Origin of the sequence: Comamonas sp. F1-6, from assembly GCF_039581415.1 — a bacterium.
Taxonomy (GTDB): domain Bacteria; phylum Pseudomonadota; class Gammaproteobacteria; order Burkholderiales; family Burkholderiaceae_C; genus Comamonas; species Comamonas thiooxydans.
In genome coordinates this window covers 19,371-45,299 of sequence record NZ_JBCPWN010000026.1, presented here as the reverse complement: position 1 = coordinate 45,299, position 25,929 = coordinate 19,371, and the positions used below count along the sequence as shown (strand labels likewise).

The 25,929-nt window shown below is 61.4% G+C and carries 29 protein-coding genes; 15 read left to right on the top strand and 14 right to left on the bottom strand.

All coding sequences use genetic code 11. The annotated features are described in order from the left end of the window. Nucleotides 1–9: 9 nt before the first annotated feature. Genes AAIL66_RS20980 through AAIL66_RS20970 form a run of 3 tightly spaced genes read right to left on the bottom strand, consistent with a single transcriptional unit; the run spans nt 10 to nt 1,718 of the window. Complete coding sequence (locus AAIL66_RS20980) at nt 10–612, bottom strand: GNAT family protein (protein ID WP_034353868.1); 603 nt, start codon at nt 610–612, stop codon at nt 10–12. Between the two features lie 11 nt (nt 613–623). Beyond that, the gene (locus tag AAIL66_RS20975) at nt 624–845 is read right to left on the bottom strand and encodes a hypothetical protein (protein ID WP_003071240.1); all 222 of its coding nucleotides are present in this window, start codon (nt 843–845) and stop codon (nt 624–626) included. Nucleotides 846–875: 30 nt separating this feature from the next. Next, nucleotides 876–1,718, bottom strand: a complete 843-nt coding sequence (locus AAIL66_RS20970; RefSeq protein ID WP_003071243.1) for a MoxR family ATPase — start codon at nt 1,716–1,718, stop codon at nt 876–878. Nucleotides 1,719–1,834: 116 nt separating this feature from the next. Here AAIL66_RS20970 and AAIL66_RS20965 point away from each other — a divergent pair, with 116 nt between their 5' ends. Continuing rightward, nucleotides 1,835–2,497 carry a c-type cytochrome gene (locus AAIL66_RS20965; RefSeq protein WP_034363567.1) on the top strand — a complete coding sequence of 221 codons (663 nt, stop codon included), beginning with the start codon at nt 1,835–1,837 and terminating at the stop codon, nt 2,495–2,497. A gap of 158 nt (nt 2,498–2,655) precedes the next feature. On the opposite strand, the gene AAIL66_RS20960 is transcribed toward AAIL66_RS20965, so the two are convergent. Together AAIL66_RS20960 and kefC are read right to left on the bottom strand one after the other, a co-directional pair. Beyond that, nucleotides 2,656–3,108, bottom strand: a complete 453-nt coding sequence (locus AAIL66_RS20960) for a DUF1841 family protein (RefSeq protein ID WP_034353992.1) — start codon at nt 3,106–3,108, stop codon at nt 2,656–2,658. 16 nt (nt 3,109–3,124) lie between these two features. Beyond that, entirely contained in the window at nt 3,125–5,017 is a 1,893-nt protein-coding gene (gene kefC, locus AAIL66_RS20955) for a glutathione-regulated potassium-efflux system protein KefC (protein WP_343497656.1), read from the bottom strand. Nucleotides 5,018–5,221: 204 nt separating this feature from the next. Here kefC and AAIL66_RS20950 point away from each other — a divergent pair, with 204 nt between their 5' ends. After that, a complete protein-coding gene (locus tag AAIL66_RS20950) occupies nt 5,222–5,854 on the top strand; it encodes a LysE family transporter (RefSeq protein WP_343497655.1) in 633 nt (210 codons plus the stop codon). 132 nt (nt 5,855–5,986) lie between these two features. Continuing rightward, a complete protein-coding gene (locus AAIL66_RS20945) occupies nt 5,987–6,451 on the top strand; it encodes a MaoC family dehydratase (protein WP_034353854.1) in 465 nt (154 codons plus the stop codon). A gap of 103 nt (nt 6,452–6,554) precedes the next feature. On the opposite strand, the gene AAIL66_RS20940 is transcribed toward AAIL66_RS20945, so the two are convergent. The 3 genes from AAIL66_RS20940 to AAIL66_RS20930 all read right to left on the bottom strand — a co-directional run bounded on the left by AAIL66_RS20940 (nt 6,555) and on the right by AAIL66_RS20930 (nt 8,345). Beyond that, entirely contained in the window at nt 6,555–6,863 is a 309-nt protein-coding gene (locus AAIL66_RS20940) for a DUF4148 domain-containing protein (protein ID WP_034353851.1), read from the bottom strand. A 152-nt stretch (nt 6,864–7,015) separates the two neighbouring features. Next, entirely contained in the window at nt 7,016–7,510 is a 495-nt protein-coding gene (gene trmL, locus AAIL66_RS20935) for a tRNA (uridine(34)/cytosine(34)/5-carboxymethylaminomethyluridine(34)-2'-O)-methyltransferase TrmL (protein WP_343497654.1), read from the bottom strand. Between the two features lie 70 nt (nt 7,511–7,580). Then, complete coding sequence (locus tag AAIL66_RS20930; RefSeq protein ID WP_052053003.1) at nt 7,581–8,345, bottom strand: ComF family protein; 765 nt, start codon at nt 8,343–8,345, stop codon at nt 7,581–7,583. Between the two features lie 116 nt (nt 8,346–8,461). On the opposite strand from AAIL66_RS20930, the gene AAIL66_RS20925 reads away from it, so the two are divergent. The 7 genes from AAIL66_RS20925 (at nt 8,462) to AAIL66_RS20895 (ending at nt 15,083) form a co-directional block, all read left to right on the top strand. Further along, nucleotides 8,462–9,316: a methyltransferase domain-containing protein gene (locus tag AAIL66_RS20925; RefSeq protein ID WP_343497653.1), complete on the top strand. Its 855-nt coding sequence runs from the start codon at nt 8,462–8,464 to the stop codon at nt 9,314–9,316. Nucleotides 9,317–9,896: 580 nt separating this feature from the next. Next, entirely contained in the window at nt 9,897–11,471 is a 1,575-nt protein-coding gene (coxB, locus tag AAIL66_RS20920; protein ID WP_034396411.1) for a cytochrome c oxidase subunit II, read from the top strand. A gap of 34 nt (nt 11,472–11,505) precedes the next feature. Continuing rightward, nucleotides 11,506–13,149, top strand: coding sequence for a cytochrome c oxidase subunit I (gene ctaD / locus AAIL66_RS20915; protein ID WP_034404825.1), 1,644 nt, complete (start codon nt 11,506–11,508; stop codon nt 13,147–13,149). A 10-nt stretch (nt 13,150–13,159) separates the two neighbouring features. Further along, nucleotides 13,160–13,270 carry a cytochrome oxidase small assembly protein gene (locus AAIL66_RS20910; protein WP_211267687.1) on the top strand — a complete coding sequence of 37 codons (111 nt, stop codon included), beginning with the start codon at nt 13,160–13,162 and terminating at the stop codon, nt 13,268–13,270. 34 nt (nt 13,271–13,304) lie between these two features. Next, on the top strand, nt 13,305–13,919 hold the full coding sequence (locus AAIL66_RS20905) for a cytochrome c oxidase assembly protein (RefSeq protein ID WP_034353987.1): 615 nt from the start codon (nt 13,305–13,307) through the stop codon (nt 13,917–13,919). Continuing rightward, complete coding sequence (locus tag AAIL66_RS20900) at nt 13,916–14,113, top strand: DUF2970 domain-containing protein (RefSeq protein WP_003071276.1); 198 nt, start codon at nt 13,916–13,918, stop codon at nt 14,111–14,113. Before AAIL66_RS20905 ends, AAIL66_RS20900 begins: the two co-directional genes overlap by 4 nt. Before the next feature lie 88 nt (nt 14,114–14,201). Next, nucleotides 14,202–15,083 (top strand): cytochrome c oxidase subunit 3, encoded by an 882-nt coding sequence (locus tag AAIL66_RS20895; protein ID WP_034353834.1) that lies wholly within the window; start codon nt 14,202–14,204, stop codon nt 15,081–15,083. Between the two features lie 130 nt (nt 15,084–15,213). Here the strand turns inward: AAIL66_RS20895 and AAIL66_RS20890 are convergent, their stop codons facing one another. Beyond that, complete coding sequence (locus AAIL66_RS20890; RefSeq protein ID WP_343497652.1) at nt 15,214–15,456, bottom strand: twin transmembrane helix small protein; 243 nt, start codon at nt 15,454–15,456, stop codon at nt 15,214–15,216. 14 nt (nt 15,457–15,470) lie between these two features. Between AAIL66_RS20890 and AAIL66_RS20885 the strand changes: the two genes are divergently transcribed. The 5 genes from AAIL66_RS20885 (at nt 15,471) to AAIL66_RS20865 (ending at nt 20,586) form a co-directional block, all read left to right on the top strand. Continuing rightward, entirely contained in the window at nt 15,471–16,283 is an 813-nt protein-coding gene (locus AAIL66_RS20885; protein ID WP_253232903.1) for an SURF1 family protein, read from the top strand. After that, nucleotides 16,219–16,965 (top strand): hypothetical protein, encoded by a 747-nt coding sequence (locus AAIL66_RS20880; RefSeq protein ID WP_343497651.1) that lies wholly within the window; start codon nt 16,219–16,221, stop codon nt 16,963–16,965. The genes AAIL66_RS20885 and AAIL66_RS20880 overlap by 65 nt, the downstream gene beginning before the upstream one ends. A 74-nt stretch (nt 16,966–17,039) precedes the next feature. Further along, entirely contained in the window at nt 17,040–17,963 is a 924-nt protein-coding gene (gene cyoE / locus AAIL66_RS20875) for a heme o synthase (RefSeq protein WP_034396402.1), read from the top strand. A 6-nt stretch (nt 17,964–17,969) separates the two neighbouring features. Next, nucleotides 17,970–18,584, top strand: a complete 615-nt coding sequence (locus tag AAIL66_RS20870; protein ID WP_034353824.1) for an SCO family protein — start codon at nt 17,970–17,972, stop codon at nt 18,582–18,584. Nucleotides 18,585–18,810: 226 nt separating this feature from the next. Continuing rightward, nucleotides 18,811–20,586: an EAL domain-containing protein gene (locus AAIL66_RS20865; protein ID WP_034378111.1), complete on the top strand. Its 1,776-nt coding sequence runs from the start codon at nt 18,811–18,813 to the stop codon at nt 20,584–20,586. Between the two features lie 5 nt (nt 20,587–20,591). On the opposite strand, the gene AAIL66_RS20860 is transcribed toward AAIL66_RS20865, so the two are convergent. From AAIL66_RS20860 to AAIL66_RS20840, 5 genes are read right to left on the bottom strand one after another with little or no spacing between them, the layout of a single operon-like run. Then, nucleotides 20,592–21,755 carry a hypothetical protein gene (locus AAIL66_RS20860; protein ID WP_343497650.1) on the bottom strand — a complete coding sequence of 388 codons (1,164 nt, stop codon included), beginning with the start codon at nt 21,753–21,755 and terminating at the stop codon, nt 20,592–20,594. A gap of 30 nt (nt 21,756–21,785) precedes the next feature. Further along, nucleotides 21,786–22,376: an immunity 22 family protein gene (locus AAIL66_RS20855; protein ID WP_063665274.1), complete on the bottom strand. Its 591-nt coding sequence runs from the start codon at nt 22,374–22,376 to the stop codon at nt 21,786–21,788. Next, a complete protein-coding gene (locus AAIL66_RS20850) occupies nt 22,373–23,014 on the bottom strand; it encodes a DUF4375 domain-containing protein (RefSeq protein ID WP_343497649.1) in 642 nt (213 codons plus the stop codon). Before AAIL66_RS20850 ends, AAIL66_RS20855 begins: the two co-directional genes overlap by 4 nt. Before the next feature lie 3 nt (nt 23,015–23,017). Next, a complete protein-coding gene (locus tag AAIL66_RS20845; RefSeq protein ID WP_034353812.1) occupies nt 23,018–23,956 on the bottom strand; it encodes a hypothetical protein in 939 nt (312 codons plus the stop codon). A gap of 31 nt (nt 23,957–23,987) precedes the next feature. Then, nucleotides 23,988–25,922, bottom strand: a complete 1,935-nt coding sequence (locus AAIL66_RS20840) for an iron-containing redox enzyme family protein (RefSeq protein ID WP_343497648.1) — start codon at nt 25,920–25,922, stop codon at nt 23,988–23,990. Nucleotides 25,923–25,929: the final 7 nt, after the last annotated feature.

The window sequence follows — 25,929 nt, the reverse complement described above, 5'->3', positions numbered from 1 at the left end:
CTCCAGCGCTTATGCAGCGGGTGCATGCTGCTCCAGAAGATAGAGCAGCTGTGCACGGGCTTCAGGCCATTCGCCACTGCGCATGCTGTACATCACGGTGTCGCGAATCGTGCCGTCGCGGCGCAGCGCATGGCCGCGAATCACGCCATCTTTCTTGGCACCCAGGCGCTCAATGGCGCGCTGGCTGGCGAAGTTGAAGTTGTCCGTGCGCCAGCCCACCACATGGCAGCCCAGCGTACCGAAGGCATGGGCCAGCAGCAGCAGCTTGGCCGAAGTGTTGACATGGGTGCGCTGCACGCTTTTGGCATACCAGGTGTAGCCAATCTCCACACGGCGAATGGCTGGCACGATGTCGTGATAACTGGTCGTTCCCAGCACCTTGCCGCTGGCATCGTCGAGCACGGCGAACGCAAAGCGGTGGCCCTGGTCGCGGCCCAGCAGCGCGGTTTCGATATAGCTGCGCACCTCGCCAGGTTCGGGCACGGAAGTCACTCGAATCTTCCACAGCTCTCCATCGGCAGCGGCCGCTGCCAGTCCAGGCTCATGGCTCAGATCCAGCGGCTCCAGTCGCACGCCGCGGTCGCGCAAGGTCACAGGTTCTACAAAAGTCATGGCTTGCTCACTCAAAGTGGATTGCGCTTGCTGCGCCAGAGTCGGGCCAGCTTGAGCCCCAGGCCTCCGCCCAGCCCCACCATGGCAATGGCGGCAATGCTGCCCGCACCATAGCCCTGGGCAAACAGGTCAAGGCCCAGCACATGGGACAGGCCCCAGCCCAGCAGGGCTCCGCCCACAAAGCCGATGGCGTCGGAGCCGCCTTCCAGCAGCAGTTGTTGTGCGGTGCTCATGGGCTGTGTCTCCTCGGTTCTTAAGGAAGGTTAGCGGTTGCGCTGGTTCATGAAGACCAGCTTTTCAAACAGGCTCATATCCTGTTCGTTCTTGAGCAGCGCGCCAACCAGGGGCGGTACGCTGACCTTGCCCTCCTCGGATTGCAGAGCCGATGCAGGAATTTCCTCGGCGACCAGCAGCTTGAGCCAGTCGATCAGCTCGCTGGTCGAAGGCTTTTTCTTGAGGCCGGGCAGATTGCGCACATCGTAGAAGACCTTCATGGCGGCATTCAGCAACTCACCCTGCAGCTTTGGGAAATGCACGTTCACGATCTGGCGCATGGTGTCGGCATCCGGGAACTTGATGTAGTGGAAAAAGCAGCGGCGCAAAAATGCGTCAGGAAGCTCTTTTTCGTTGTTCGAGGTGATGAACACCAGGGGGCGGTGCTTGGCGCGGATCATCTCGTGCGTCTCGTAGCAATAGAACTCCATGCGATCGATTTCGCGCAGCAAGTCGTTGGGGAACTCGATGTCGGCCTTGTCGATCTCGTCGATCAGCAGGGCAACAGGGCGCTCCGCCGTGAAAGCCTGCCAGAGCACGCCCTTGACGATGTAGTTGTGAATGTCCTTGACGCGCTCGTCTCCCAACTGCGAATCGCGCAGGCGGCTCACGGCGTCGTACTCATACAGGCCTTGCTGTGCCTTGGTGGTGGACTTGATATGCCACTGCAACAGCGGCATGTCCAGCGCCTGGGCCACTTCCTCGGCCAGCATGGTCTTGCCCGTGCCGGGCTCGCCCTTGATGAGCAGAGGGCGCTGCAGGGTAGCGGCAGCGTTGACGGCCAGCATCAGATCTTGCGTGGCCACGTATTTGTCGGAACCTTGAAACTTCATGGGCGGTATCAGCGTAAGTATTGATAAGCGTGCGAAATTCTCACTGCCATAATCGTTTGCACTGCAGCAAGGCATTTGAGCACCCGTCTGAACTCTTGAAGGATTGTGCGCGCAAAATGATAAAAACTTGGACCACGGTATTGGCAGTAGTTGTCGCATCAGTGACCGGCGCGGCAAACGCCCAGGCTGTCAAGGGCGATGCAAAGGCTGGCGAAGGCAAGATCGCCATGTGCATAGGCTGTCATGGCATCACCGGTTATCAGGCCAGCTTCCCTGAGGTTTACAAGGTGCCGATGATCGGCGGGCAGAACGAGGCCTATATCGTCTCGGCTCTGAATGCCTATAAAAAAGGCGAACGAAAACACCCCACCATGCGTGGCATTGCCGACTCACTGAGCGAGCAGGACATGGCCGATGTGGCGGCCTTCTATGCAGGTCATGGCAAGGCCAAGGACGGCAAGGCCAAGGAGGCGAACCCTGCTGTCACGGCGCTGCTGCAAAAAGGCGCCTGCTTCTCCTGTCACGGTGAAGGCTTTTCAAAGCCGATTGACCCGTCCTATCCCAAGGTGGCAGGGCAGTATTCGGACTATGTTTTTCGCGCGTTGCAGTCATATAAAACCGATGGCAATCCGCTCATCGGACGCAGCAATGGCGTGATGGCCGGCATTGCCAAGCAGTTCAAGAACGACGAGCTGCAGCAGCTCGCCAAGTACATCGGTAGCCTGGACAGCGAGATGCAGGTAGTGGCGCAGCCGCACTTCCGCCTGGGCCAGAAATAGACCTTGTTTCAGAAAAAGCAAAAGCCCGTGAAGACGGGCTTTTGCTTTTTCTCAACGGGATGCAGCTCAGGGGCCCGGTACCCGGGGGGTGGAGGATACAGAGCTGGAGCCCTCCTGCAGCGATTGTGTCATCTCCCCGCCGGAGGCTGTGCAGCGCATCAGGGGGTACTTTTAAAACTGCCGTCAGTGGTGGCCAGACGCTGCACTCCGGCGACATAGGCTTCGCCATCAGGCGGGCGTCCCGAGCGCTGGCTTTCCCAGAGCATCTGGCCCAGGCATTCCATGGCGGCGTGATGGGCGTCATGCAGATCACGTTTCTTGGCCAGCAACTCAACCGCCTGGCGGATGCCTCGTGGCGAGTCCACGCTGCACTGCTCGCTGATGGACAGATGCATGGACAGGTGCAGAAACGGGTTGGTGCGCTCGGGCTCTGAGTCATAGTTGCGCGCCACGGCGGCATCCATGTCGGAGAGCTCATCGAAATACTCGGGGTGCTCGTCTATCCACAGGCTGGCCAGCGTCTCGATGGCCTCCATGGGCGCGCCGCTGATCATCTTGGCGCGCACACCGCAAAAAAATCGCCGTACGTCGGCTTGACTGGGGTTGAACATGATGGCGCGCAGCGTATCACGGCTGCCGGGCATCAGCCGGACTGTGGTCTTGCTCGCTGGCCAGGGCGGTATCCGGTGCTTCAGCGTTGCCAGCCAGGAGATCGGCACGTTCCTTGGCCATTTGCTCCACCAGCTGCTGGCGGCCCTGCTTGGCCACCGCAATCAGCTGGTTCTTGTCCTTGTAATGCGGGTACATGCGCTCGGCCAGAGCCAGATTGTGCTCCCTGAAGCGTGCCGTGATGCGTTTGGCCTCGGCCGGACTCTGACCTAACAGTTCCAGCACCGACTGGGCCGAGATCAGGCTGGACTCGAACACTTCACGCTGGGCATGCTCCACACCCAGGTCGCGCAGTTGGAACCAGTGATTGAGATCCCGGGTGCGGGCCACGATCTCCAGATTGGGGAAATGCTTGCGTACCTGGCTGGCTATCTTGAGGGACTGCTCGGGAGTGTCGACGGCAATCACCAGTACATGAGCCTTGGCTGCGCCCGCAATGCGCAGCAGGTCCATGCGAGTGGCATCGCCGTAAAACACCCTGTGGCCGTAGATCTGCGCGGCCTCCAGCATTTCCACGCTGTGGTCCAGGATGGTGGGGCGTATGCCCTGGGCCAGCAACACGCGAGCCACGATCTGGCCGTAGCGGCCGAAGCCGGCAATGATGATGGGCGAGTCCTGAGGCTCGGAGATCTCTTCGGCCTTGTCGGAGCCGCACTCCTCATCCCTGATGGTGGAAAAGCGGCGCAGCAGCAGTTTGTCCAGCAGCACCAGCAGCAGCGGGCCCAGCAGCATCGACAGAGCCACGGCCGCGACCAGCATGGACGAGACGCTGTGGCGAAACACCTTGTACTGCGCGGCTGTCTGGAACACCACAAAGGCGAATTCGCCGCCTTGCGCCAGCATCAGCGTGAACACCGGGCGTTCGCGCCAGGGAATCTGCATGAATTTGGCCAAGCCGAAGATCATCACTGCCTTCAGTGCAATAAAGCCCGTCACCATGGCGGCCATGGCCCAGGGAGACTGGAGGATGACGCCAAAGTCGATGCTCATGCCCACGGCCATGAAGAACAGGCCCAGCAGCAGCCCTTTGAACGGCTCGATATTGGTTTCCAGCTCGCTGCGGTATTCGCTGTCGGCCAGCAGCACTCCGGCCAGGAAGGCGCCCAGCGCCATGGACAGGCCCACCTGTGTCATCAGCATGGCGATGCCCACGACCAACAACAAGGAAGTGGCGGTGAAGATCTCGGGAGTCTTGCTGCGCGCAATCCAGCGCAGCAGCGGTTGCAGCAGCAATCGGCCACCGATGATGACGGCGCCAATCGTGCCCACGGTCTTGAGAATGGCCAGCCAGACATGGCTGTCGCCGTGGCTGGCATGGGCAGCCTTGTAAGCACCCAGAATCGGAATCAGCGCCAGGATGGGGATGGCCGCCACGTCCTGGAACAGCAGGATGGAGAAGGCGGCCTGTCCGCTGGGAGTACGCATCAGATTGCGCTCGGCCATGATCTGCAGGCAGACAGCGGTGGACGACAGGGCCAGGCCCATGCCCGCAATCAGGCTGACGCGCCACGACAGACCAAAGGCCCATGCGGCCAGAAACAGAATGCCGGTGCAGACCGCCATTTGCGCCATGCCCCAGCCGAAGATCGGTCGCCGCAGCTCCCAGAGGCGCTTGGGCTGCAACTCAAGTCCGATCACGAACAGCATCAGCACCACGCCGAACTCGGCAAAGTGCAGGATGTCGTCCACATTGCGCACGAGGGCAAAACCCCAGGGACCCATGGCAATGCCTGCGCCCAGGTAGCCGATGATGGCTCCCAGGCCCAGGGCTCTGGCGATGGGGACGGCCAGAACCGCCGCCGTAAGATAGATGAAGCCGTAAGTCAGCCAGATGGGAGAGCCGTGTTCCATGGGAATGTTATGTGGTGTTAACCCTAGAGGGATTCCATTTTGGCACCCGCAGCCAAGCGTCAGATTTTTGACAGAAAGAAAAATGGCACGAATGTTTACCTGGTGCTTATAGCGTCAGGTCAACCATGCGTCTGCAAGTTGACAGCGCAACTTTTAAGATAGGCGCTTTGTGACTGGCGCTTTAGATCGGCGTTTGGAGTGAGTATGGATCTGCACACCTGGTTTGCTTTTTTTGTGGCCTCTTGGATCATCGCGGTTTCGCCAGGGTCGGGGGCTGTGCTGTCCATGAGTCATGGCCTGTCCTACGGTGTGCGCAAGACCAGCGCCACCATCATGGGTCTGCAGCTCGGGCTGCTGCTCATCTTGTTGATAGCAGGTGCCGGCGTGGGCTCGCTGCTCATGGCGTCCGAGTTGGCCTTCAATGCCGTCAAGATCGTGGGCGCCGGCTATCTCATCTATCTGGGCATCAGCCAGTGGCGCTCCGGCGGCTCGCCGCTGGCAGCGCAAGAGGCCGTGCCCGAGGCCAGTCTCAAAAAGCGCGTACTGATGGGCTTTCTGACCAATGCCACCAATCCCAAGGGCATCATCTTCATGGTGGCCGTGCTGCCCCAGTTCATGACCACCAGCCGTCCTCTGGCTCCGCAACTGACGATTTTGGCCGTGACCATGCTGGCGGTGGACACCACGGTGATGCACGGCTATGCCGCAGGCGCCAGCGCCTTGCGCGGCCTGATGCGCAGCGCACGCGCCATGCGCAACCAGAACCGCGTGTTCGGCGGCCTGCTGATGGCCGTAGGCACAGGCCTGTTTTTTGTTCAGCGCTCCAGCGAAGCCTGATCCGCTTTAAAAAGCGTAGCTGCAAGCGTATGAGTAGATTGAGCCAGCGGCATATTTGATCGAATAATCTAGGGTAAGCCCCTTGTCCCGCGTCAGACATGGCACAGGGCAGGGGGCTTCTACATTGGGGGTATGAAAACCTTTCGCTCCTACTCCGAAGTGCTGGCCTCGATTGGGCAGGAAGTCGCCGTCAGCGACTGGATCACCATCACACAGGCCCAGATTCAAATGTTTGCCGATGCCACGGGCGATCAGCAGTGGATCCATACCGACCCCGAGCGTGCGGCCCAGGGGCCGTTTGGCGCGCCGATTGCCCATGGCTTTCTCACGCTGTCTCTGCTGCCTCAGTTCTTCGAAGGCACTTTCAAGATCGAAGGCGCCAAGATGGGAGTGAACTACGGGCTCAACCGTGTGCGCTTCATGGCCCCGGTGCCTGTCAACAGCCGCTTGCGGGCCCGCATGACATTGCAGGCGGCGGAGCGCATCGAGCCGGCCGGCGTCCAGATGACCTGGCTGGTGACGGTGGAGCGCGAGGGCAGCGACAAGCCTGTGTGCGTGGCTGAGTCGCTGGCGCGCAGCTTTGGTGCGGCGGCCTGATTCGCGGTGTAATTTTCAAGCCATGAAAAAAGCCCCTTGGCTTGCGCCTTGGGGCTTTGTTATTGAGCCGCACCTCGCAAAGCAGGGTGCTGCGCAGAGTCCGTCATTCGCCATAGTTGTCCAGCAAACCGGCCTTGCCTGCGGCAATGGTTTCCTGGCGCACTTGCTCACGGCTGAGGTTGCTGGATTGCTGTTGCTGGGACAGGGGCAGATAGGCATCGCCAACGAGTTGCAGCTGGCCCTTGGCCATGGCGTCCTGCACCTGGGCATTGACCTGGGCACGGGTCAGGGTGGATTGACTTGCAACTTCGGGAGGGTAGTGATCGCCGGTGAAGTCAAAGCTTGCAGCCTGTGCAGCGGCGGCGGACATGGCCAGGGCGGCAACGATGGCAAAGCGGTTGGCGTATTTCATGATTCGTCCTTTGGTACGTCGGGCCTGCAGTCCTGGCGGATATCGTCGGTCGGCTGCAAGTCCATGATTCGTACTTTAGGACGATCTAATTGCGAGAAAAACCCCTTGTTGCGCAACTTATTGTTCCGAAAATAGAGACAATAAGCGGGAACTTAAAGAGCTGTCTTGGGCTCTGCAAGGGCAGCTCCCGCGAAGCCCTGCTGGCGCCAGGCTTCGAACACTGTCACGGCCACGGCATTGGATAGGTTCAGGCTGCGCTGAGATGCCAGCATGGGCAGGCGCAGTCGCCGCTCGTTGGGGAACTGGGCGCGCACCTCGGGTGGCAGGCCCTTGCTTTCAGAGCCAAAGACCAGCCAGTCGCCAGCTTTGAATTCCATGGCATGGGCCGGGCTGCTGCTATGCGTGGTCATGGCGAACATGCGCTCGCGCTGCGGCTGACAGGTTTCGAGGAAGTCGTCCCAATTGGTGTGGCGGGCCACATTGGCGTACTCGTGATAGTCCAGTCCGGCGCGGCGCATATGCCGGTCTTCCATGGAAAAGCCCAGCGGCTCGATCAGATGCAGGCTGCAACCCGTATTGGCGGCCAGACGGATGACATTGCCCGTGTTGGGAGGGATTTCGGGCGCCACAAGAACGATATGAAACATGGGGCGCTATTGTGCAGCCCGGCTTTTACCCACGCTGCCGCCTCCGCAGTTCCAGACTGGCGGATATGGGTCAAGGCGTGCGTGCCAGCACGACGGCGCTGACCGATGCCGCGCCGGCCGATAGCAGGCAGCCTGCCAGTGCATCCAGCGTGGCGCCGGTGGTCATCACGTCGTCGAGCAGCAAAATCTCCCGTCCTTTCACCAGAGCCTGTCGAGCCGGGGTGAGGCTGAAAATGCCGCGCAGCTGGCGCAGTCTTTGTTCCCGGCTGGAGGCATGTTGGGGCAACTCCAGATGTTGGCGCTGCACAGTCTCGCTCAGCAAGGGCAAAGGCCTGTCGTATTGCTCCGAGAGGGAGCGAGCCAGCAACAGGCTGTGGTCAAAGCCGCGCTCGCGCACGCGCTGTGCGGAGGCCGGCATGGGCAGCAAGGCATCGCAGGCCCGCAACTGCTCCCTGACTTCAGGGTGACTGGCCATCAGCCTGCCCAGGCTGCGCGCCAACCCCAGATCGGCCTGAAATTTGTAGCGTGTGATGAGGTTTTGCCAGGGGTAGGCATAGTCCAGCGCGGCGGTGCAGCGCTTGAGTCGGGGTGGTTGCTTGAGGCAGTTGCCGCAGAGGCTGACCAGAGCCGGCAGCGGCAGGGCACAGCTGTGGCAGCGGTGCTTGTGCTGGGCCCAGCGTGCATGGCAGTCGCGGCAGATACGCGGCCCCGGCCAGCGTCCACAGACTGCGCACTGGCTGGGCAAGGCATCCAGCCATCGCTGCTGCTGGCGGCGCAGGTGTGAAAGCCATGTCGCATGAAGGTCGGGCATGGAATCAATATACTCGCGCCGCATTGATCTTCACTCCGGCAGTTGGTGAGCGGCTCGCTCGACTCTCTGCCTGCTTTTGTCTGCCCATGTCCCACGTCCTGCCTCCAACAATTGATTCTGCAGCTGCAAACCATTGGCAAATGGCCGCTCCGGCCGAATCCCCGTGGTTGCACGAAGAGGTGGCCAGTCGCATGCAGCAGCGACTGGACTGGATAGTGAAGCCGCCTGAGCAATGGTGCCACTGGGAGCCAGTTCGCGGCGGCATGCAGGCTCACCATCTGCTGCGCGAGCGCTATCCGCAGGCCGAATGCACGATCTATGAACCCGTAGCCCGCCGCGAGGCCGTGGCCCAGGACAAGCTCGGCAGCCGCTGGTGGCAGCTCTCGCGCTGGAAGGGGGCTGCCGTGCAGATGGGAGCGCCCGCAGATGCCAGCATGGACATGCTCTGGGCCAATATGCTGCTGCATACGGCAGCCGATCCGCAGACTCTGATCGAGCGCTGGCACAAGGCACTCAAGGTCGATGGCTATGTCATGTTCTCCTGCCTCGGGCCGGATACCGTGCAGCAGCTGCATCGGCTCTACGCCGAACTGGGCTGGGGGCCGGCAGGTCATACGTTTACCGATATGCATGACTGGGGTGACATGCTGGTGCATTCCGGCTTTGCCGAGCCGGTGATGGACATGGAGCGCATCACCCTGACCTTTGCCACGCCGCAGCGTCTGTTGCAGGAACTGCGCGAACTGGGCCGAAATCTGCACCCAGGGCGTTTTGCCGGTCTGCGCGGCCGTGGCTGGAAGGCCGAGCTGCTGCAGAAAATGGCGGAGTGCTGGGGCGACAAGCAGCCCGATGGACAGCTCTCGCTGACCTTCGAGATCGTCTATGGCCATGCCTACAAACCGCAGCCCAAGCTGCGTCTGGAAGCCAACAGCGCCGTGTCGCTGGAAGACATGAAGGCCATGCTCAAGCAGCCCCGCAACACGGGTTTGCGATAGCACATCTGTCGTTTTCCGGTCATTGATTCGACACAAAGCTGCCTACAATTTCCCCAAGTTATTTCATGGATAGCAGCAATCCTTCGGGCTTCTCTCCTGCCTGAAGGAAACCAGACAGTGCGGCCCAAGCCGCCAGGGGAGATATCGGGTGTTTCGCTTTGCCAAGGGGACTGGCCAGCGGGTTCGACAGCGGCCGGTTTTCGCATTTCATCATCACCACAAGCCAGCCTTTTGCTGCGCTGACGCATCCCTGTGCCCGGCGGTTGTCGCGGTGCAGGGGCGTTCCATCTTCTTCCCTTCTGTCTTGGCTGCCAGGCCAGTTTCAGCCATGTCCGGCACTTGCCGTGAGATGCGCTTGCCAGTACGAGTTTCAAGTCCGGTCAGGCCTGCCTACGCAAGGTCGATTGGCATGGGTTTCCGGTACATGCATTAGTGAATGCGCGCAGACAGTGCTATCAAATTCTGGGGCATGCTGCGTTGAAGTTCGCGAGGTAGTGTGAGTGTCACAGCCTTCTGGCCGGCAGCGGCACGAAGCGGTGTGAGCGAGTGGACAACTGAGGCTTAGAGGTAAGTGAAAACGATGAAAAACATTTCCACCAAGCTGGTTCCCTGGAGTTTGGCCTTGGCGGCGTGGGGTAGTTCCATGGCCTATGCGGCGCAGGATCTGCCGGGAGGCCCTGCCGTCAACCAGCTCAATCTGCATCCGCCTGTGACACGCATTGCCGTGGAGCAGCACTGGCTGCACTGGATGATGCTCATCATCTGCACGGTGATCTTTATCGCGGTGTTCGGGGTGATGTTCTACTCCATCTGGAAGCACCGCAAATCCCAGGGGGCCAAGGCCGCGAACTTCCATGAATCGGTCAAGGTGGAAGTGGCCTGGACGGTGGCTCCCTTCATCATCGTGATTCTGATGGCGCTGCCCGCCACCAAGGTGCTGGTGGCACAGAAGGACACGACCAATGCCGACCTCACCATCAAGGCCACCGGCTATCAGTGGAAATGGGGTTATGACTATCTGAGCGGCGAGGGCGAAGGCCTGGGCTTTGTTTCCACGCTGGATAACGCCCAGCGCCAGATGTCCAACAGCGGCGATGTGAGCAATGCGCCCAACGACTACCTGCTCAGGGTCGACAACCCGCTGGTCGTGCCCGTGGGCAAGAAGGTGCGCATCATCACCACGGCCAACGATGTGATCCACTCCTTCATGGTGCCGGCCTTTGGCATCAAGCAGGACGCGATTCCCGGCTTTGTGCGCGATACCTGGTTCAAGGCCGAGAAGACCGGCGATTACTACGGCCAGTGTGCCGAGCTGTGCGGCAAGGAGCATGCCTACATGCCCATCCATGTGAAGGTGCTGTCTGCCGAAGCCTACAGCGCCTGGGTGGCCGGAGAGAAGAAGAAGCTGGCCGCCAAGGCCGATGACCCGAACAAGGTCTGGGTGCTGGCCGATCTGGTGGCACGTGGCGAAAAAGTCTATGCCGCCAACTGCGCTGCCTGCCACCAGGCCAATGGCAAGGGAGCCGGTCCCATCAAGCCGCTGGATGGCAGTCCCGTGGTCCTGGGCCCCACGGCCGACATGATGCACGCCGTGCTCGAAGGCCGCGCCAACGGTGCCATGCCGGCCTGGAAGCAGCTAAGCGACACCGAACTGGCCGCAGTGGTGACCTTTGCCAAGAACCACTGGAGCAACCAGACCGGTCAGCTGGTGCAGCCCGCCCAGTTCGTGGCAGCGCGTGGCGGCAAATTCCCTGAAGGCGGAGGCAGTGCTGCACCCGCAGCTCCTGCAGCTGACTCTGCAGCCCCTGCGCAAGGTGCAGCCGCTGCCGCCAGCGACGCCGGCCCTTATCAAGTCTTTTTCGAGACCGGCAAGAGCGTTCTGGACGACAAGGCCCAGGCTGCGGTGAAGAAGGCGGCCGAGTACTGGAGTGCCCACAAGGACGGCAAGATTGCTCTGTCGGGCTTTGTGGACTCCACCGGCAACGCCGACAAGAACGCGGAGCTGGCCAAGGAGCGAGCCAAGGCCGTGGCCAAGCTGCTGGAGGACAGCGGCATTGCGGGAGACCGCATCGAGCTGCGCAAGCCCGAGACCATCACGGCTGCGGCAGGATCGGACCAGCAGGCACGCCGTGTTGACATCACGGCCGCGAAGTAAGCCCCGGGTATAGAGACCGATTGGAGAAAAGAATATGAGCGCCGTAGTTCCTCCCGTCCACACCCATGAGGGCCATGGTCACGACCATGGGCACGACGACCATCACCACGCCATGCCCTCTGGCTGGCGCCGCTGGCTGTTTGCCACCAATCACAAGGACATCGGCACGATGTACCTGCTGTTCTCCTTCACCATGCTGATGGTGGGAGGTATTCTGGCTATGCTGATCCGTGCCGAGCTGTTCGAGCCCGGCCTGCAGATCGTCAACCCCGAGCTGTTCAACCAGCTCACCACCATGCACGGTCTGATCATGGTGTTCGGCGCCATCATGCCGGCCTTCGTGGGCTTCGCGAACTGGATGCTGCCGCTGCAGATCGGTGCGTCCGACATGGCGTTTGCGCGCATGAACAACTTCAGCTTCTGGCTGCTGATTCCTGCCGGCATCATGCTGGTGGGCTCGTTCTTCATGCCCGGCGGTGCGCCTGCGGCCGGCTGGACGCTGTATGCGCCGCTGACGCTGCAGATGGGCCCTTCCATGGACACCAGCATCTTTGCCATGCACATCATGGGTGCCAGCTCCATCATGGGCGCGATCAACATCATCGTCACCATCCTGAACATGCGCGCGCCCGGCATGACGCTGATGAAGATGCCGCTGTTTGCCTGGACCTGGCTGATTACCGCATACCTGCTGATCGCCGTGATGCCGGTGCTGGCTGGTGCCATCACCATGACGCTGACCGATCGCCACTTCGGCACCAGCTTCTTCAATCCTGCGGGCGGCGGCGATCCGGTGATGTACCAGCACATCTTCTGGTTCTTCGGCCACCCCGAGGTCTACATCATGATCTTGCCGGCCTTCGGCATCGTCAGCCAGATCGTGCCCGCCTTCAGCCGCAAGAAGCTGTTTGGCTACACCTCCATGGTCTATGCCGTGGCGGCGATTGCCATCCTGTCCTTCATCGTCTGGGCGCACCACATGTTCACCACCGGCATGCCGGTCACGGGTCAGCTGTTCTTCATGTACGCGACCATGCTGATCTCCGTGCCCACGGCCGTGAAGGTGTTCAACTGGACGGCCACCATGTGGCGCGGCTCCATGAGCTTTGAAACCCCGATGCTGTTCGCCGTAGGCTTCATCTTCGTGTTCACCATGGGGGGCTTCACGGGACTGATCCTGTCCATGGCGCCCATCGACATCCAGCTGCAGGACACCTATTACGTGGTGGCCCACTTCCACTATGTGCTGGTGGCAGGTTCGCTGTTCTCCATGTTTGCCGGCTATTACTACTGGTCGCCCAAGTGGACGGGCGTGATGTATTCCGAGACGCGCGGCCGCATCCACTTCTGGGGCTCGCTGATCTTCTTCAACATCACCTTCTTCCCCATGCACTTCCTGGGTCTGGCCGGCATGCCGCGTCGCTATGCCGACTACCCCATGCAGTTCGCAGACTTCAACATGATTGCCTCCATCGGCGGCTTTGGCTTCGGTCTGATGCAGGTGTACTTCTTCCTGTTCGTCGTCTGGCCCGCCATGCGCGGTCATGGCGAGAAGGCACCGCAAAAACCCTGGGAAGCGGCCGAGGGCCTGGAATGGGAAGTGCCTTCTCCGGCTCCGTTCCACACCTTCGAGACGCCACCCAAGCTCGATGAAACCGCGACCAGGGTGATAGCCTGAGGAGGCGCGTATGACGACACAGGAGCAACGCAAGAACAACCTGAGGCTGGGGCTGATCCTGGCCTCCACGGCTGCCGTGTTCTTTATCGGCTTTGTGGTGAAGATGGCCTGGCTGCATTGAGGCAGCCCGATGGCAACGAGTGGAGGAGCTTGAGGTGAGCATAGCCAAGGAAAACGCGAAGATGGTGGGCAAGCTGGCGATCGTTGCCCTGGGCATGTTTGCGTTTGGCTATGTGCTGATACCCATCTACAAGCATATCTGCGAGCTGACGGGCATCAACATCCTGTCGCTGTCCGAAAAGCAGGTGCCCGGCGCCGGCGTGGCGGGCCGCGACGTGAAGCTTCCGCCCAACAGCCAGATCGACACCAGCCGCACCATCACCGTGGAGTTCGATGCCAATGCTCGCGGTCCCTGGGACTTCAAGCCGGCCATGCGTTCGGTGCAGGTTCACCCCGGCGAGCTGGCCACGGTGATGTATGAGTTCCAGAACGTGCAGAACCGGCGCATGGCCGCCCAGGCCATCCCCAGCTATGCACCGCGCCAGGCCACGGCCTTCTTCAACAAGCTGGAGTGCTTCTGCTTTTCGCAGTACACGCTGGAGCCCGGCGAGAAGCGTGAATGGCCGGTGGCCTTCGTCATCGATCCGCGCATCTCCAAGGATGTGAAGACCATCACGCTGTCCTACACATTCTTCGAGGTCGGCGGCAAGACCCCGGCAGCGCCCGATGCCAGCACGGCTGCGGTCGTCACGCCCGGAGGCAGTTCATGACTCAGGACGTCAAGAAGACCGGATTCTGGCGCAGCATTGTTGCCGTCGCCTGGGCCATGCTGGGCGTGCGCAAGGGCAAGGAGTACGAAAAGGATTTCGCCAGCATCACGCCGCTGCATGTGATTGCCGTGGGGCTGGTGGCGATTTTTGCCTTGGTATTAGCGTTGATATGGATCGTCAACCTGGTCGTTTAGCCTTGGCTGAAACAGGTGTGGCGAATGCAGTGCAAGTGATAGTGGAGCGTCGGTCAAAACAACGATCAACAGAGTCAGGAGCCGAGTGATGAGTGCAACCCCGCAGGGCGCAACCCCTTACTACTATGTGCCAGCCGAATCCAGCCATCCCGTGATGGCGGCCATCGGTCTGTTCTTTGTGATTCTGGGCGCAGGCACCTGGATCAATGGTCACGAATGGGGAATGTATTCCCTGTTCGTCGGTCTGGTCTGGTGGCTGGCCGTGCTGTTCGTCTGGTTCCGCGATGCAGCGCGCGAAAGCGAGGCCGGGCTCAACAGCCGCAAGATCGACCTGTCCTACCGCTGGAGCATGAGCTGGTTCATCTTCTCTGAGGTGATGTTTTTCGGAGCCTTCTTCACTGCGCTGTGGTGGGCACGCGCGCACTCGGTGCCGGCACTGGGCAGTCTGGCCAACGAGCTGCTGTGGCCCAACTTCCAGGCCGTGTGGCCCAGTGTGGCCCCCGGTGCCACGGCGTCGCCCGCGAATATTGTCGAGCCCTTCAAGACCGTGGGCCCGTTCTGGCTGCCTACCATCAACACGGCGCTGCTGCTGAGCTCGGGCGTGACGCTGACCATCGCCCACCATGCGCTGCAGATCAACAACCGCGCGCGCTGCATCAGCTTCATGTGGATGACGGTGATTCTGGGCTTTGTCTTCCTCTGCGTGCAGGGCTACGAGTACCACCATCTCTACAACGACTACAACCTCAAGCTCAACTCCGGTGTTTTCGGTTCGACCTTCTACATGCTGACGGGCTTTCACGGCTTCCACGTGCTGGTAGGCATGCTGATGCTGTTCTTCATCACCATCCGCCTGATGAAGGGCGACTTTACCGACAAGCACCACTTCGGCTTCGAAGGTGCGGCCTGGTACTGGCACTTTGTGGACGTGGTCTGGGTCTTTCTCTACATCCTCGTGTACTGGATGTAAGACCATCAAAAACAGAAGCGCCTTGCGTAAGTCCTGAATTGATTTCAGCATCAAATGGTGCTGAAATCAATGAATGGAAAGCGCAAGGTGCTTTTATTTTGAGAGCGACAAAAGCGCTCAGGCAAACCGGCTATTGCCCGGGCTGCCAGCCCGTGGGCTGTATCCACCCCATCTTGGCCGCCAGCAGAACGCAGAGAAACAGCGCAACCGACAAAGCCACGCGAAGGGCCAGGGCGCGAAACATCTTGCGGCTGCGTTCGGCATCGTCGGCCTCCGAGCTTTCGCTGCCGTCGCCCCTGCGCATCATGAAGAACAGCGCACTGCCAAGGCTCGCCAAGATGGCGAGAAAAGCGAGAATGATCACGAATTTCATGAACGGATTATCTGGTGCGCATTTCCCGATTTCCAGACCTCTGGCGGTTTCTCCTGATCTCCCTGGCGGCCTTGGCCTGCGTGGCCGTCACAGCATCGCTGGGCTTTTGGCAACTGGGCCGGGCAGCGCAGAAGCAGGCTGTTTTCGATGCCATCACACGCCAGCAGGCGCTGGCGCCCTGGCATAACGCACAGCTGGCAGCAGAAGTGCCGCTGGCATCCGAATCCATCGGCCAAGCGCAACAGGCGACGTTGCTGCATCGACCCGTGCAACTGCAGGGCCAGTGGCTGGCCGAGCAGACCATCTTTCTCGACAACCGACAGATGCAGGGCAGAGCCGGCTTCTATGTGCTCACGCCTTTCAGACTGAGTGCGCCTCACGGGCACAGGGTCGTCGTCGTGCAGCGTGGCTGGGCACCACGCAACTTCATGGACCGCGCGCTCCTGCCCGAGGTGCAGACGCCTTCAGGCCTGGTCAGCATAGAGGGCCGGCTGGAGGCACCGCCGTCCAGACTGATGGAGCTGGAAGCGGCCCGTGGAGGGGCAGACCCTGATGAGCAAAAGTCGCGCATCCGACAGAATGCAGACATTGCCCTGTGGGCGCAGCAAGGTGGCTTGCCGCTGCTGGCTCTGAGCGTGGTGCAAAGCGGCAGCGCCAGCGAAGGTTTGCTGCGCGACTGGCCGCAGATCAATGCCGGTGTGCAAAAGCACTACGGCTATGCCTTTCAGTGGTTCGGACTCAGTGTCTTGGTGGTGTTGCTCTATGTCTGGTTTCAACTCGTCCGACGCTTTTACCCCGGCCGCCGCGCAGCGCAGCCCGAGGGATGAACCGCTGAGCTTTGCGGTCCACGGCCTGCCCGATCCCGCACAGAGCCAGGCAAGGCAGATGCAGGCGCGAAGCGGTCGCTGGAAGATGCTGGCCGTGCTGCTGGTCTGTGCGGCGCCGGTGCTGGCCTCCTACTTCACCTATTACGTGTTGCGTCCCTCGCAGCAGCGCAGCTATGGCGAGCTGATTGCCGAGCAGCCCGGCCTGCCCGAAGTGCAGGGGCAGACGCTGGACGGCCGCAGCGTGAATCTGAGCAGCCTCAAGGGCCAGTGGCTGCTGCTCAGCACCAGTGCCGGAGCCTGCGGGCAGCGCTGTCAGGACCATCTCTATCTGCAGCGTCAGCTGCGTGAAACCCTGGGCCGTGAAAAAGACCGGCTGGACTGGGTCTGGTTCATCAGCGACCAGCAGCCCGTGCCTGAAAAAATCCTGCCTGCTGCCGAGCAAGCCACAACGCTGCGTGTGCCCGCTGCAGTCATCGGCAACTGGCTCAAGCCCGAGGCGGGACATGCGCTGGACGAGCATCTGTATGTGGTCGATCCGCAGGGTCACTGGATGATGCGCTTTCCTGCAAACATGGGCAAAGCCACGGCCGGCAAGGCCAAGCGCGATCTGGAGCGGCTGCTGCGCGCCTCTGCCTCATGGGATGAGGCCGGGCGAGCCACGGCCGAAACGGCGCAGAAATAGCTGTTGAAACCCGCGGTAGCCGGCTCTCGCAAGCGCTATCTGCGATCTGAATCATGGTCAGCGAGGAGGGCCGCATGCAGGTAGAAATCTCGGAGTTGAAAGGCGCTGCTTCGGCGGCGGGAACTGCTGCTTCGCGCTGGGCGCAGTACCACGCGCTGACCAAGCCCAAGGTGGTGCAGCTCATCGTCTTTTGCGCCTTCATCGGCATGGTGCTGGCAGTGCCGGGCGTTCCCGGCTGGCAGGACTGGGGGCGCATGCTGGCGGCCTGCACAGGCATCTGGCTGGTGGCTGCGGCGGCAGCGGCCTTCAACTGCCTGGTCGAGCGCAGCATCGATGCGCGCATGAAGCGCACGGCCTGGCGGCCCACGGCACGCGGCGAGCTCTCGCATTCCCAGGCCTTGCTGTTTTCGGCCTTGCTGTGCGCCGCAGGTTCCGCCATCTTGCTGCTGGCCGTGAATGCTCTCACGCTGTGGCTGACACTGGCCACCTTCATTGCTTACGCAGTGATCTATACCCTGGTGCTCAAACCTCTGACGCCGCAGAACATTGTCATCGGCGGGGCATCGGGTGCCATGCCGCCCGTTCTGGGCTGGGCGGCGATGACGGGACAGGTAGGGCATGAAGCCCTGCTGCTTTTTCTCATCATCTTTCTCTGGACGCCGCCGCATTTCTGGGCGCTGGCGCTGTACCGAGTGGAGGATTACCGCCGCGCCGGTCTGCCCATGCTGCCGGTCACGCATGGCAATGCCTTCACGCGGCTGCAGGTGTTTCTCTATACCCTGGTGCTGTTCGCCGGCTGTCTGCTGCCTTTTGTGGTGGGCATGAGCGGCTATCTCTACCTTTTTGCCGCAGTGATTCTGGGGTTGGGCTTTTGCGGTTATGGTTGGGCACTGCTGCGCAACTACTCGGATGCGCTGGCACGCAAGACCTTCCGCTTTTCCCTGATCCATCTGAGCCTGCTGTTTGCCGCGCTGCTGGTGGATCATTACCTGGCCTGACCGATCATGGATAAACGAGGTGCGCTGCGCGTACTCGGCGCTTTAGGCGCCGCAACACTGGCCGGTGCGGCCACATTGACATTGACTGGCTGCAAGGACGATAGCAAGCCCAAGTTTCAGGGCGTGGATGTGACGGGTGCAGACTACGCCAAGGACATTCCGCTCACCGATGTCCACGGAAAAAAACGCAGTCTCAAGGACTTCTCGGGCAAGGTGGTTGCCGTGTTCTTCGGCTACACCCAGTGCCCCGATGTCTGCCCCACCACGCTGCAGGAGTTGCTTGAAGTCAAGCAGGCGCTGGGAGCCGATGGCGACAAGCTGCAGGCCGTGTTTGTGTCGCTGGACCCCGAGCGTGATACGCCTGAGGTGCTCAAGGCCTATCTGGCCAACTTCGATGAGAGCTTTGTGGGGCTCAGCGGTACGGTAGAGGAGATTGCTGCCGTGGCCAAGGATTTCAAGATTTTCTTCAAGAAGGTGCCAGGCAAGGTTGACGGAACTTACACCCTCGATCATTCGGCCGGTACCTATCTTTTCGATCCCCAGGGCCGCTTGCGCGTGTACGAGCGCTACGGCGCGGGGCCGCAGTTGCTGACTCAGGACGTGAAGGCACTGCTGGGCTGAAGCGGTCGCCATCGGCGGCATTGGCCTCGGGTTTTGAAATTTATTGTTACATGTTGGTGTTTGATATAGCGCAAGGAGAGCATGCGATGTCGCGCGCATAGTGAGCGACTTCAAACACTTGGCAAGGCTCGATCCGACTCGTCTAGAGTTGGGCATGTAGGCCGTTGATGCAGCATGGGAAGTGGCTGCACGCAGGGACGCCAGAGTGGATATCTGGAGTCCGTGTATGGCCGAGTGCCCTTTTTCTTCAATGCTCAAACCGGTGTCTGAACCAGCGCTGGCGGATTGCCAGCGCCGGCTGCGGCTGGCCATGTCGGCCTGGCAGGAGGGGGTGAGTCTTTCCGTCATGCTGAGCCGGCGTGAGCAGCAGGCGCTGGATGCCGCTCCGGACGGCATTTTGCTGGTGGACCGCAACGGTAACATCGTGACGGCCAATGCCGCCATGCAGGCCATTTCAGGCTACGGGCGCGGCGAGCTCGAAGGGCAGGCGCTGGACATGCTGCTGCCGCCCGAGTTTCAGGCCGGGCATGGCCATTACCTGCGCAGCTACTTCGCCCAGCCATCGCGCCGGCCCATGGGGCTGGGCGGCGTGCTGTGGCTGCAGCGCAAGCAGGGCAATGCCGTGCCGGTGGACATTGCTCTTGGCTATTTTGGCGATGACGACAAAGGTCTGGCCATAGCCTTTGTGCGCGATGTGACGGAGCTGCATCAGATGCAGCAACGCCTGAAGTTCCAGGCTACCAAGGACACCTTGACCGGCCTCAACAATCGCTGGCAATTCGGCCAGGAGCTGCAGGAGCAACTCAAGCTGGCGCAGGCCGACGGCGAAGCACTGGCCCTGCTGCAACTTGATCTCGACAACTTCAAGGCCATCAATGACGGCTACGGCCATGCCGCAGGCGATCAGCTGCTGCGGGAGGTCGCCAGGCGGCTGAAGTCCCAGCTGCGCAGCGAGGGCGTGCTGGCACGCCTGGGTGGCGACGAATTCATGGTGCTGCTGGTGGGTGAGAATGCGGCCCGGGCCCGCTTCTGGAGCGAGCAGATACTGGCGGCGCTCTCCATCCCCTTCAAGCATGACGGGCTGGCGCTGGATTTTGGTGCCAGCGTGGGCATTGCCCTTTATCCCGACGATGCGCAGACCGGCGACGACCTGATGCGCTTTGCCGATATGGCCATGTACAGCGCCAAGGGCCAGGGGCGCGGCCATGCGGTGTTTTTCGAACCCGCCATGGGCAAGGAAATGGCCGAACGCGTGCAACTGGCCGAGCGCTTGCGCATGGCGCTCAGCTATGGTGGCTTGCAACTGCATTACCAGCCTCAGGTCAAGGTCGAGAGTGCCGCAGTGGTGGCTGTGGAGGCCTTGCTGCGCTGGCATGATCCCTTGCTGGGCAATGTCAGTCCGGCGCGCTTTATTCCGGTGGCCGAGGCCTCGGGCCAGATTGTGGCTCTGGGCAACTATGTGCTCGACGCAGCCTGCAAGCAGATCGCTTTGTGGCTCAAGGCGGGTACGCCGTTGCGGGTAGCGGTCAATCTTTCTGCCTATCAACTGCGGCAGGTGAATCTGGTCGAGCAGGTCAGCAGCTGTCTGCAGCGCTATCAGGTACCGCCGCAATGGCTGGAGCTGGAGGTAACCGAATCCCAGGCCATGATCAATCCCGCTCAGGGGAGCGAAGTGCTGCAGGCTCTGGCGCGGCTGGGAGTGACGATTGCGCTGGATGATTTCGGCACCGGCCATTCGTCATTGGCCTATCTGCAATATCTGCCGCTGCAGCGCGTCAAGCTGGGGCGGGAGTTTCTGTTTCCCTCGCCTTGTCGTGACAGGTTGATGGGCGGCATTGTGCATATGGCCCATGCACTGGATCTGGAGGTGGTGGCCGAAGGCGTCGAAGAACTCGATCAGCTGCAGCTGCTGCGCGACATCGGCTGCGAGTTTTTCCAGGGTTGGCTGCATTCGCGCGCCATGCCTGCCGAGCAGGTGCGGGACTGGCTGGCAGTGGTTTGACGGGATTAGCGTGGCTGCTGCTTCCAGTCAGGCTCGGGAAAATGCTCGTTGGATGCGGTGACGATCAGGTCCAGCACCGGCTTGCCATCTTCGTCGAAGCGCACTCCGGGGCCCCAACGCGCCTGTTGGCGCTGGCCCGAGAACCAGAACAGCTTGCGCTCCCAGCTGCCGGGCTTGGGCGGCTTGCGGTTGGCCTGAATCAGGTGCTCCTGTATGCGTTGCAGGCCTGCCGTGAGACGCCACGGAGCCAGTTGCAGAAGAGCGGCTCGCAGCTCTTGCGCCCAGGGCTCTGGCGCGGGCGAGAAGCGCTGGAATGACTGACCGGCGGCAAGTCTTCGCACGCGTTCGTGCAGCTCGATGCCATACAGGGCGCAGGCCTCGCTGACCTTGCCCTGTGCCATCAGATTGCGTGCCTTGCGCTCCAGAGCCGAGTCCTTGGGGGCCTCTGATGGCGACCACAGCCAGCGGGCATCACTCCATTGATGGCGGCAGTTGTAGAGAAACTCGGACGACAGAAGCAATTGCCAGCCCGGCATCTTTGACTGCATGACCGATCGAACCATCAGGCAGGGCTGGCGTTTGCGAGTGGCAGAGCCATAAGCCGCGAGTATGGCGGTGGTGCGCGCTGCAGGTCGTCCGCGATCATCGCGCGGCCAGGATTGAAGCAGGCGCACGGGGTCGATGGCCGCCATATCGGCCTGCAGCTGTTCGAGCGCCGGCCCGGCATCGGCAAGCGTGTCCAGCATGCCGAGGTTCAGGTCCTGATCCATCGCAGGTACACAGGCTTCAGTCTCGTCGGTATATGGACTTCGGGCCATGGCCTGGATGGTGACCTGTGCCGGCGCTGCATCAGGCACTGCACGCCACTCATGCAGCAGCTGTGCAAAGCGCCCGGGGTTGCAGCTGACTTCATGGTGTATGACTTCACTGGCCGCATCGCGCAGCGTGATCCAGGCATGAAGCCGATGCTCCGCGTCCAACTGCATGGTCTCCTCATACCTGGTGGCCGAGAAAGCGCCGTTACCGCCGTGGTGCACAAAGAATTCGACATCCATGGAGCCGGCTACTGCGCTGCTGCTGATGCGTGTTCTGGCAGCGTCCTTGTGTTCGGCCTGGCAATCCGGCAGCTGCAGCCATTGCTGCGAAATCTGGGCAATCAAGTCTTGCATGAAGAAGATGAAAAAAGCGCCTGAGCTGCGTCAGTCGTCAAAAAGACCGATGTAGCTCAGTCCGTTGTAGAGTTTGTCCGGATCGGTGATCTGCTCGGTGGGGTCGGCATAGACAAACATGGCGTTGGCCGTGTGAATGCCCTGGGCCTCGCAGGCCTGCACGATGAGCGCGAGCGATGTGTCGGAGTCCAGAGTGCTGTGGCTCACCAAGGCAGAGACAGGACCAGGCTCGGGAAGCCAGATCATCAGCAGCAGGTCTTCGTCGAACAGAAACTTCCTGCCCAGATCCCGGCAGAAGCCGCAGCCCGTGACATCTTCGCTGCTGCTTTCGATATCTTCGACTTCCAGCTCCCAGTAGCTGTCTGCATGGTCGAAGTAGCGGCCAAACTCCGCCTCGCCCAGCGGCGTATTGCCGATCCAGAAATGCAATGCGGAAAAAGGCGCGGGCGGCGGTGTCGGACCCAGCTCCTCGACCCAGTCGAACAGGGTTCCGGGCTTGAGACGGTGGCGCTTTTCCAGCTCCGGAAACCCGCCGCCGGGTGTGCGGTTCAGCGCTTCGTCCACCAGAGCCTTGCGAAATGCCAGCGAATAGGTCTTGCCGGATTTGTTCTCAGACTTCATTGGACGGGTCCGTAGTGCATGACCACCAGCTTGTTCAAAGGCTCCGGGTAGTCCCAGAAGGCTTCTTCGAGCTCCTGCAACTGCTCATGCTCGGCATCCGTCAGCAGTGCTGGCAGATCGGAGTAGTCCACATTTTCTGGGCCCTCTTCGAAGCGCTTGAGCACCGCAAACATGTCCTGCAGACACTGGCGCGTGATGGGCGCGCCTATGGCCTGCAGAGCCTGCAGGGTGAGCTGATGGTTGGCCAGCCCCCAGTTGCCCAGAAACTGCAGAAAGCCGCCGTTGTTGATATCGGCTTCCATGCGCCATAGAGCCACCAGCTCATGCTGGACCGGGGATATCCGGGTGACGTCCCATTGGGCGGCGAGCAGCGCGCCCATGGCCTGGTTGTAGAGACTGTCCTGATCCAGGTCCCAGACGCTGACCATGCCTGCAGCAGAGGGCTGCCACAGTGCCGGCCAGTTCAGACCGTGATCCTCATCGGTCAGCGCCCATGCTAGGCGTTGCTCGGGCGCGGCGCTTTCCAGGCGGATATGCCGCTTGATGGGCTCGGCCAGTTCACGTCCGTCGGCCAGTGCAAGCCAGATGGTCTGCTCGTCGATGCGAACGCCTGTGATGCGGTTGCTTTGTGGGTTCATGGTTCAGCTTTGTGCGGCGGTCTGATCCATCACCGTCTCGGCGGCCCGGTGCATCTTGGCCAGCTCGCGCGCGGGGACAGGGTGCTCGCCGTTGGCCATGCGTGTCAGCAGCGAGTGCAGCATCTCGGTGGAGAGGCCGTGCAGCACCAGACGGTAGGCGGCATACAGGGTGGACAGCGGCACCATGGGGTGCTTGTTGTTGAGCAGCACCAGATGCTCGGGCGAGGCCAGGATCTTGGCGCAGTAGATGGCAACGGTTTCGTCGAGCTGCAGCGAGTTGCTGGCGCGCCAGAAGTCGTTGTCGGTCAGCAGCAACTGGTAGATGGGCGTGTACAGCTCGATGGCGCTTTGCAGGTCGATGACGTTGAAGCGTCCGCGCGGCATGTCTTCGAGCCTGAGATCGGGCTCGCGGATCATGGAGAAATCGGGTTCGGCCACGGGTACCAGTTCCTGCCCGTTCTCGCGCAGTGCCTTGTTCAGGCGAATCACGAAGTTGAAGAGGTTGAGGTCGTGCTTGAGAAACAGCTCGTCCTTTACATCGTCGATTTCCATGGGCATCAATGGCGCGGTGCTGACCTTGGTCGGGGCATTGGCGGCGACGAAGGCCAGTACCTGGGAGCCCAGATGAAAGTGGCGCATGATGAGCCAGTTGGCCTCTGGCGAGAGAAACTTCTTCATGCCGAAGGCCAGCAGGCGGTGCAGCAGCATGGAGTGCGACCAGCGCTTGGGCAGAAAGATCTTCAGCGCCTGAATGATGATCATGGACAGCCGCGCCAGCGGCCGCATGGCCGGCAGAAAGAACTGGCGCGAGCTGCTGCTGCAGTCGCGCAGCCAGGCGGCCTTGACGTCATCGGGCAGAGGCGTGCTCTGGTCGAGGTAGAGCGCCAGCCAGGGGCTGGGGTCGCGCTCGTCCCAGACATGGTCGTTGAACTCGTTCTTCATGAATCCTCCCGGTGCTTCTTGCTGTTTCTAGTTATCGCTCGGTCAGCACATGTTGGAACTGCATCAGGTACATGGCTGCGGTGTTGCGTGCGGTCTGCAGTATGGCCTGCTGGGCCGTGCCTTCGCTGTCCAGCTCCAGCGCCATCTGCACGGCCAGCAGCCAGCGCTCCAGGTGGTTCTCGTCGTTGGCACCGTGGTATTCGAGAAAGCGGAAGGCATCGGGCGGCAGCGGCAGGCTCTGGCGCAGCAGGGGCAGCAGGCTGGGAACGATGCGCTGGCCCGTGCCTTCGATGATGTAGATGGCGCCCAGCAGGCCGATCGGGCTGGGCGTGGCAGCCAGGCTGTGCAGATAGGCATTGAGCGCTTCGCCGCCGGGGTTGCGGCGCAGGCGGTTGATGTCGGTCTCGGTGCCGCCAGCCTTCAGATAGTCGCTGTGCAGAATCTTGAAGTCGTTCTGCTCCTCGCCTGCATGCAGGTCGATCAGTGAAGCCAGCGTGGCGTAGTCACCGGTCAGCGAGGCCGCGCCTTCGCGCATCCACAGACTGCCTTCGCGCACCTGGGGAATCCAGTGGCTCATCCAGCGCAGATAGTCGGTGATCTGCAACTGGCGCGTGCGCATGCGCTGGAGCAGGGGCGTGCGCCAGACATTGCTGCGGTAATCCTGCCAGATGCTGGCCAGCTCTGTCAGCAGCGGAGCCAGCTGCGATGGCGCAGCGGCCGGGTCATGGGGCGCGGCGATGGTCGAAACATCGGGAAGCGCGTCATCCGCTTGCGCCGTAGTGTGCACGGATTCCTGAGGGAAATTGGCCTCAATCGCTTTGTGTGTCTGCGTGTCAAGCTCTACTTCCCATAGCATATAGCCTGCGGTGAAGCGGCCCGACTCAGGGATGAAGCAGAGCACGGTGTCGCCGGCTTTCAGGCTCTGGCCCTGCTTTTGCAGAAACTCCGACAGCATGATGACGATGGAGGCTGCACCCGTGTTGCCGCGCCAGGCCAGATTGCTCCACCAGCGCTCGCGTGGAATGCTGAGCTGGGCCTTGCCCAGCAGCTCGTCGACCACGGGAATGAAGCGCTCCGACGAGTAGTGGCAGAGAAAGTGGTCGATGCCGCGTTCGGGCACCCAGCCCTGGTGGGCCAGGGCTGCATATTCGTGAATGCAGACATCGAACAGATGCGGTAGCAGGCGAATGTCCTGGCGCAGTGCCAGGGCGCCAGCGGCTTCGGCGTCGCTCCAGGCAGGGAAATCCAGATGGCTTTTGCCGCGATCGGCAGTCATGCCCAGCTGCATGCACACGGGGTAGTCGCCAGCAAAGCTGCGCTGGTGTGTCCACTTGAGCTTGAGGCGCAGTCCGTTGGCCTGGGGCAGGGCCTTGGGGCCGCCCAGCAGCACGGCGCCCGCGCCGTCGGACAGCATCCAGCGCAGAAAGTGGGCGTCGAAATCGGTGTCATAGCCCTGGGCTGCAAAGCGCGAACGCTTGAAAAGGCGCGAGGGCATTTCGCTGGCCACCGACAGGGCCAGCGCATGGGCGCCGCTTTCCACGGCCATGGCTGCGGCCTGCATGGCGCCCACACTGGCGGCGCAGACCCCATGCACAGAAAGCGTTTCCATGGGCGGGGCGGCCATTTCGCCCTGAATCATGCTGGCAAAGCCGGGCATCAGCGCGTCCCCCCCTGAGGAGCCGCTGGACAGAAAGCCGATATCGCCGAGCTTTTTGCCAGCCAGGGCCAGAGTCTCCTCGATGGCTCCGGCTGCCATCTGGGCGTTGCTGAATACCGTCTGGCCTTCACCATCAATGGCGTAATGACGGGTCTGGATGCCGTTCTCGGCCAGGATGCGGCGCTTGATGCGCTCGGAGATGCGGTTCAGCGGTGCGACAAACGCATCCATGCCAGCATTGTCCACCGGGGCACCAGGCAGAAACATGCCGGCAGATTGCAGATAGACGTTGGAATAGGCAACAGGCATAGATCCT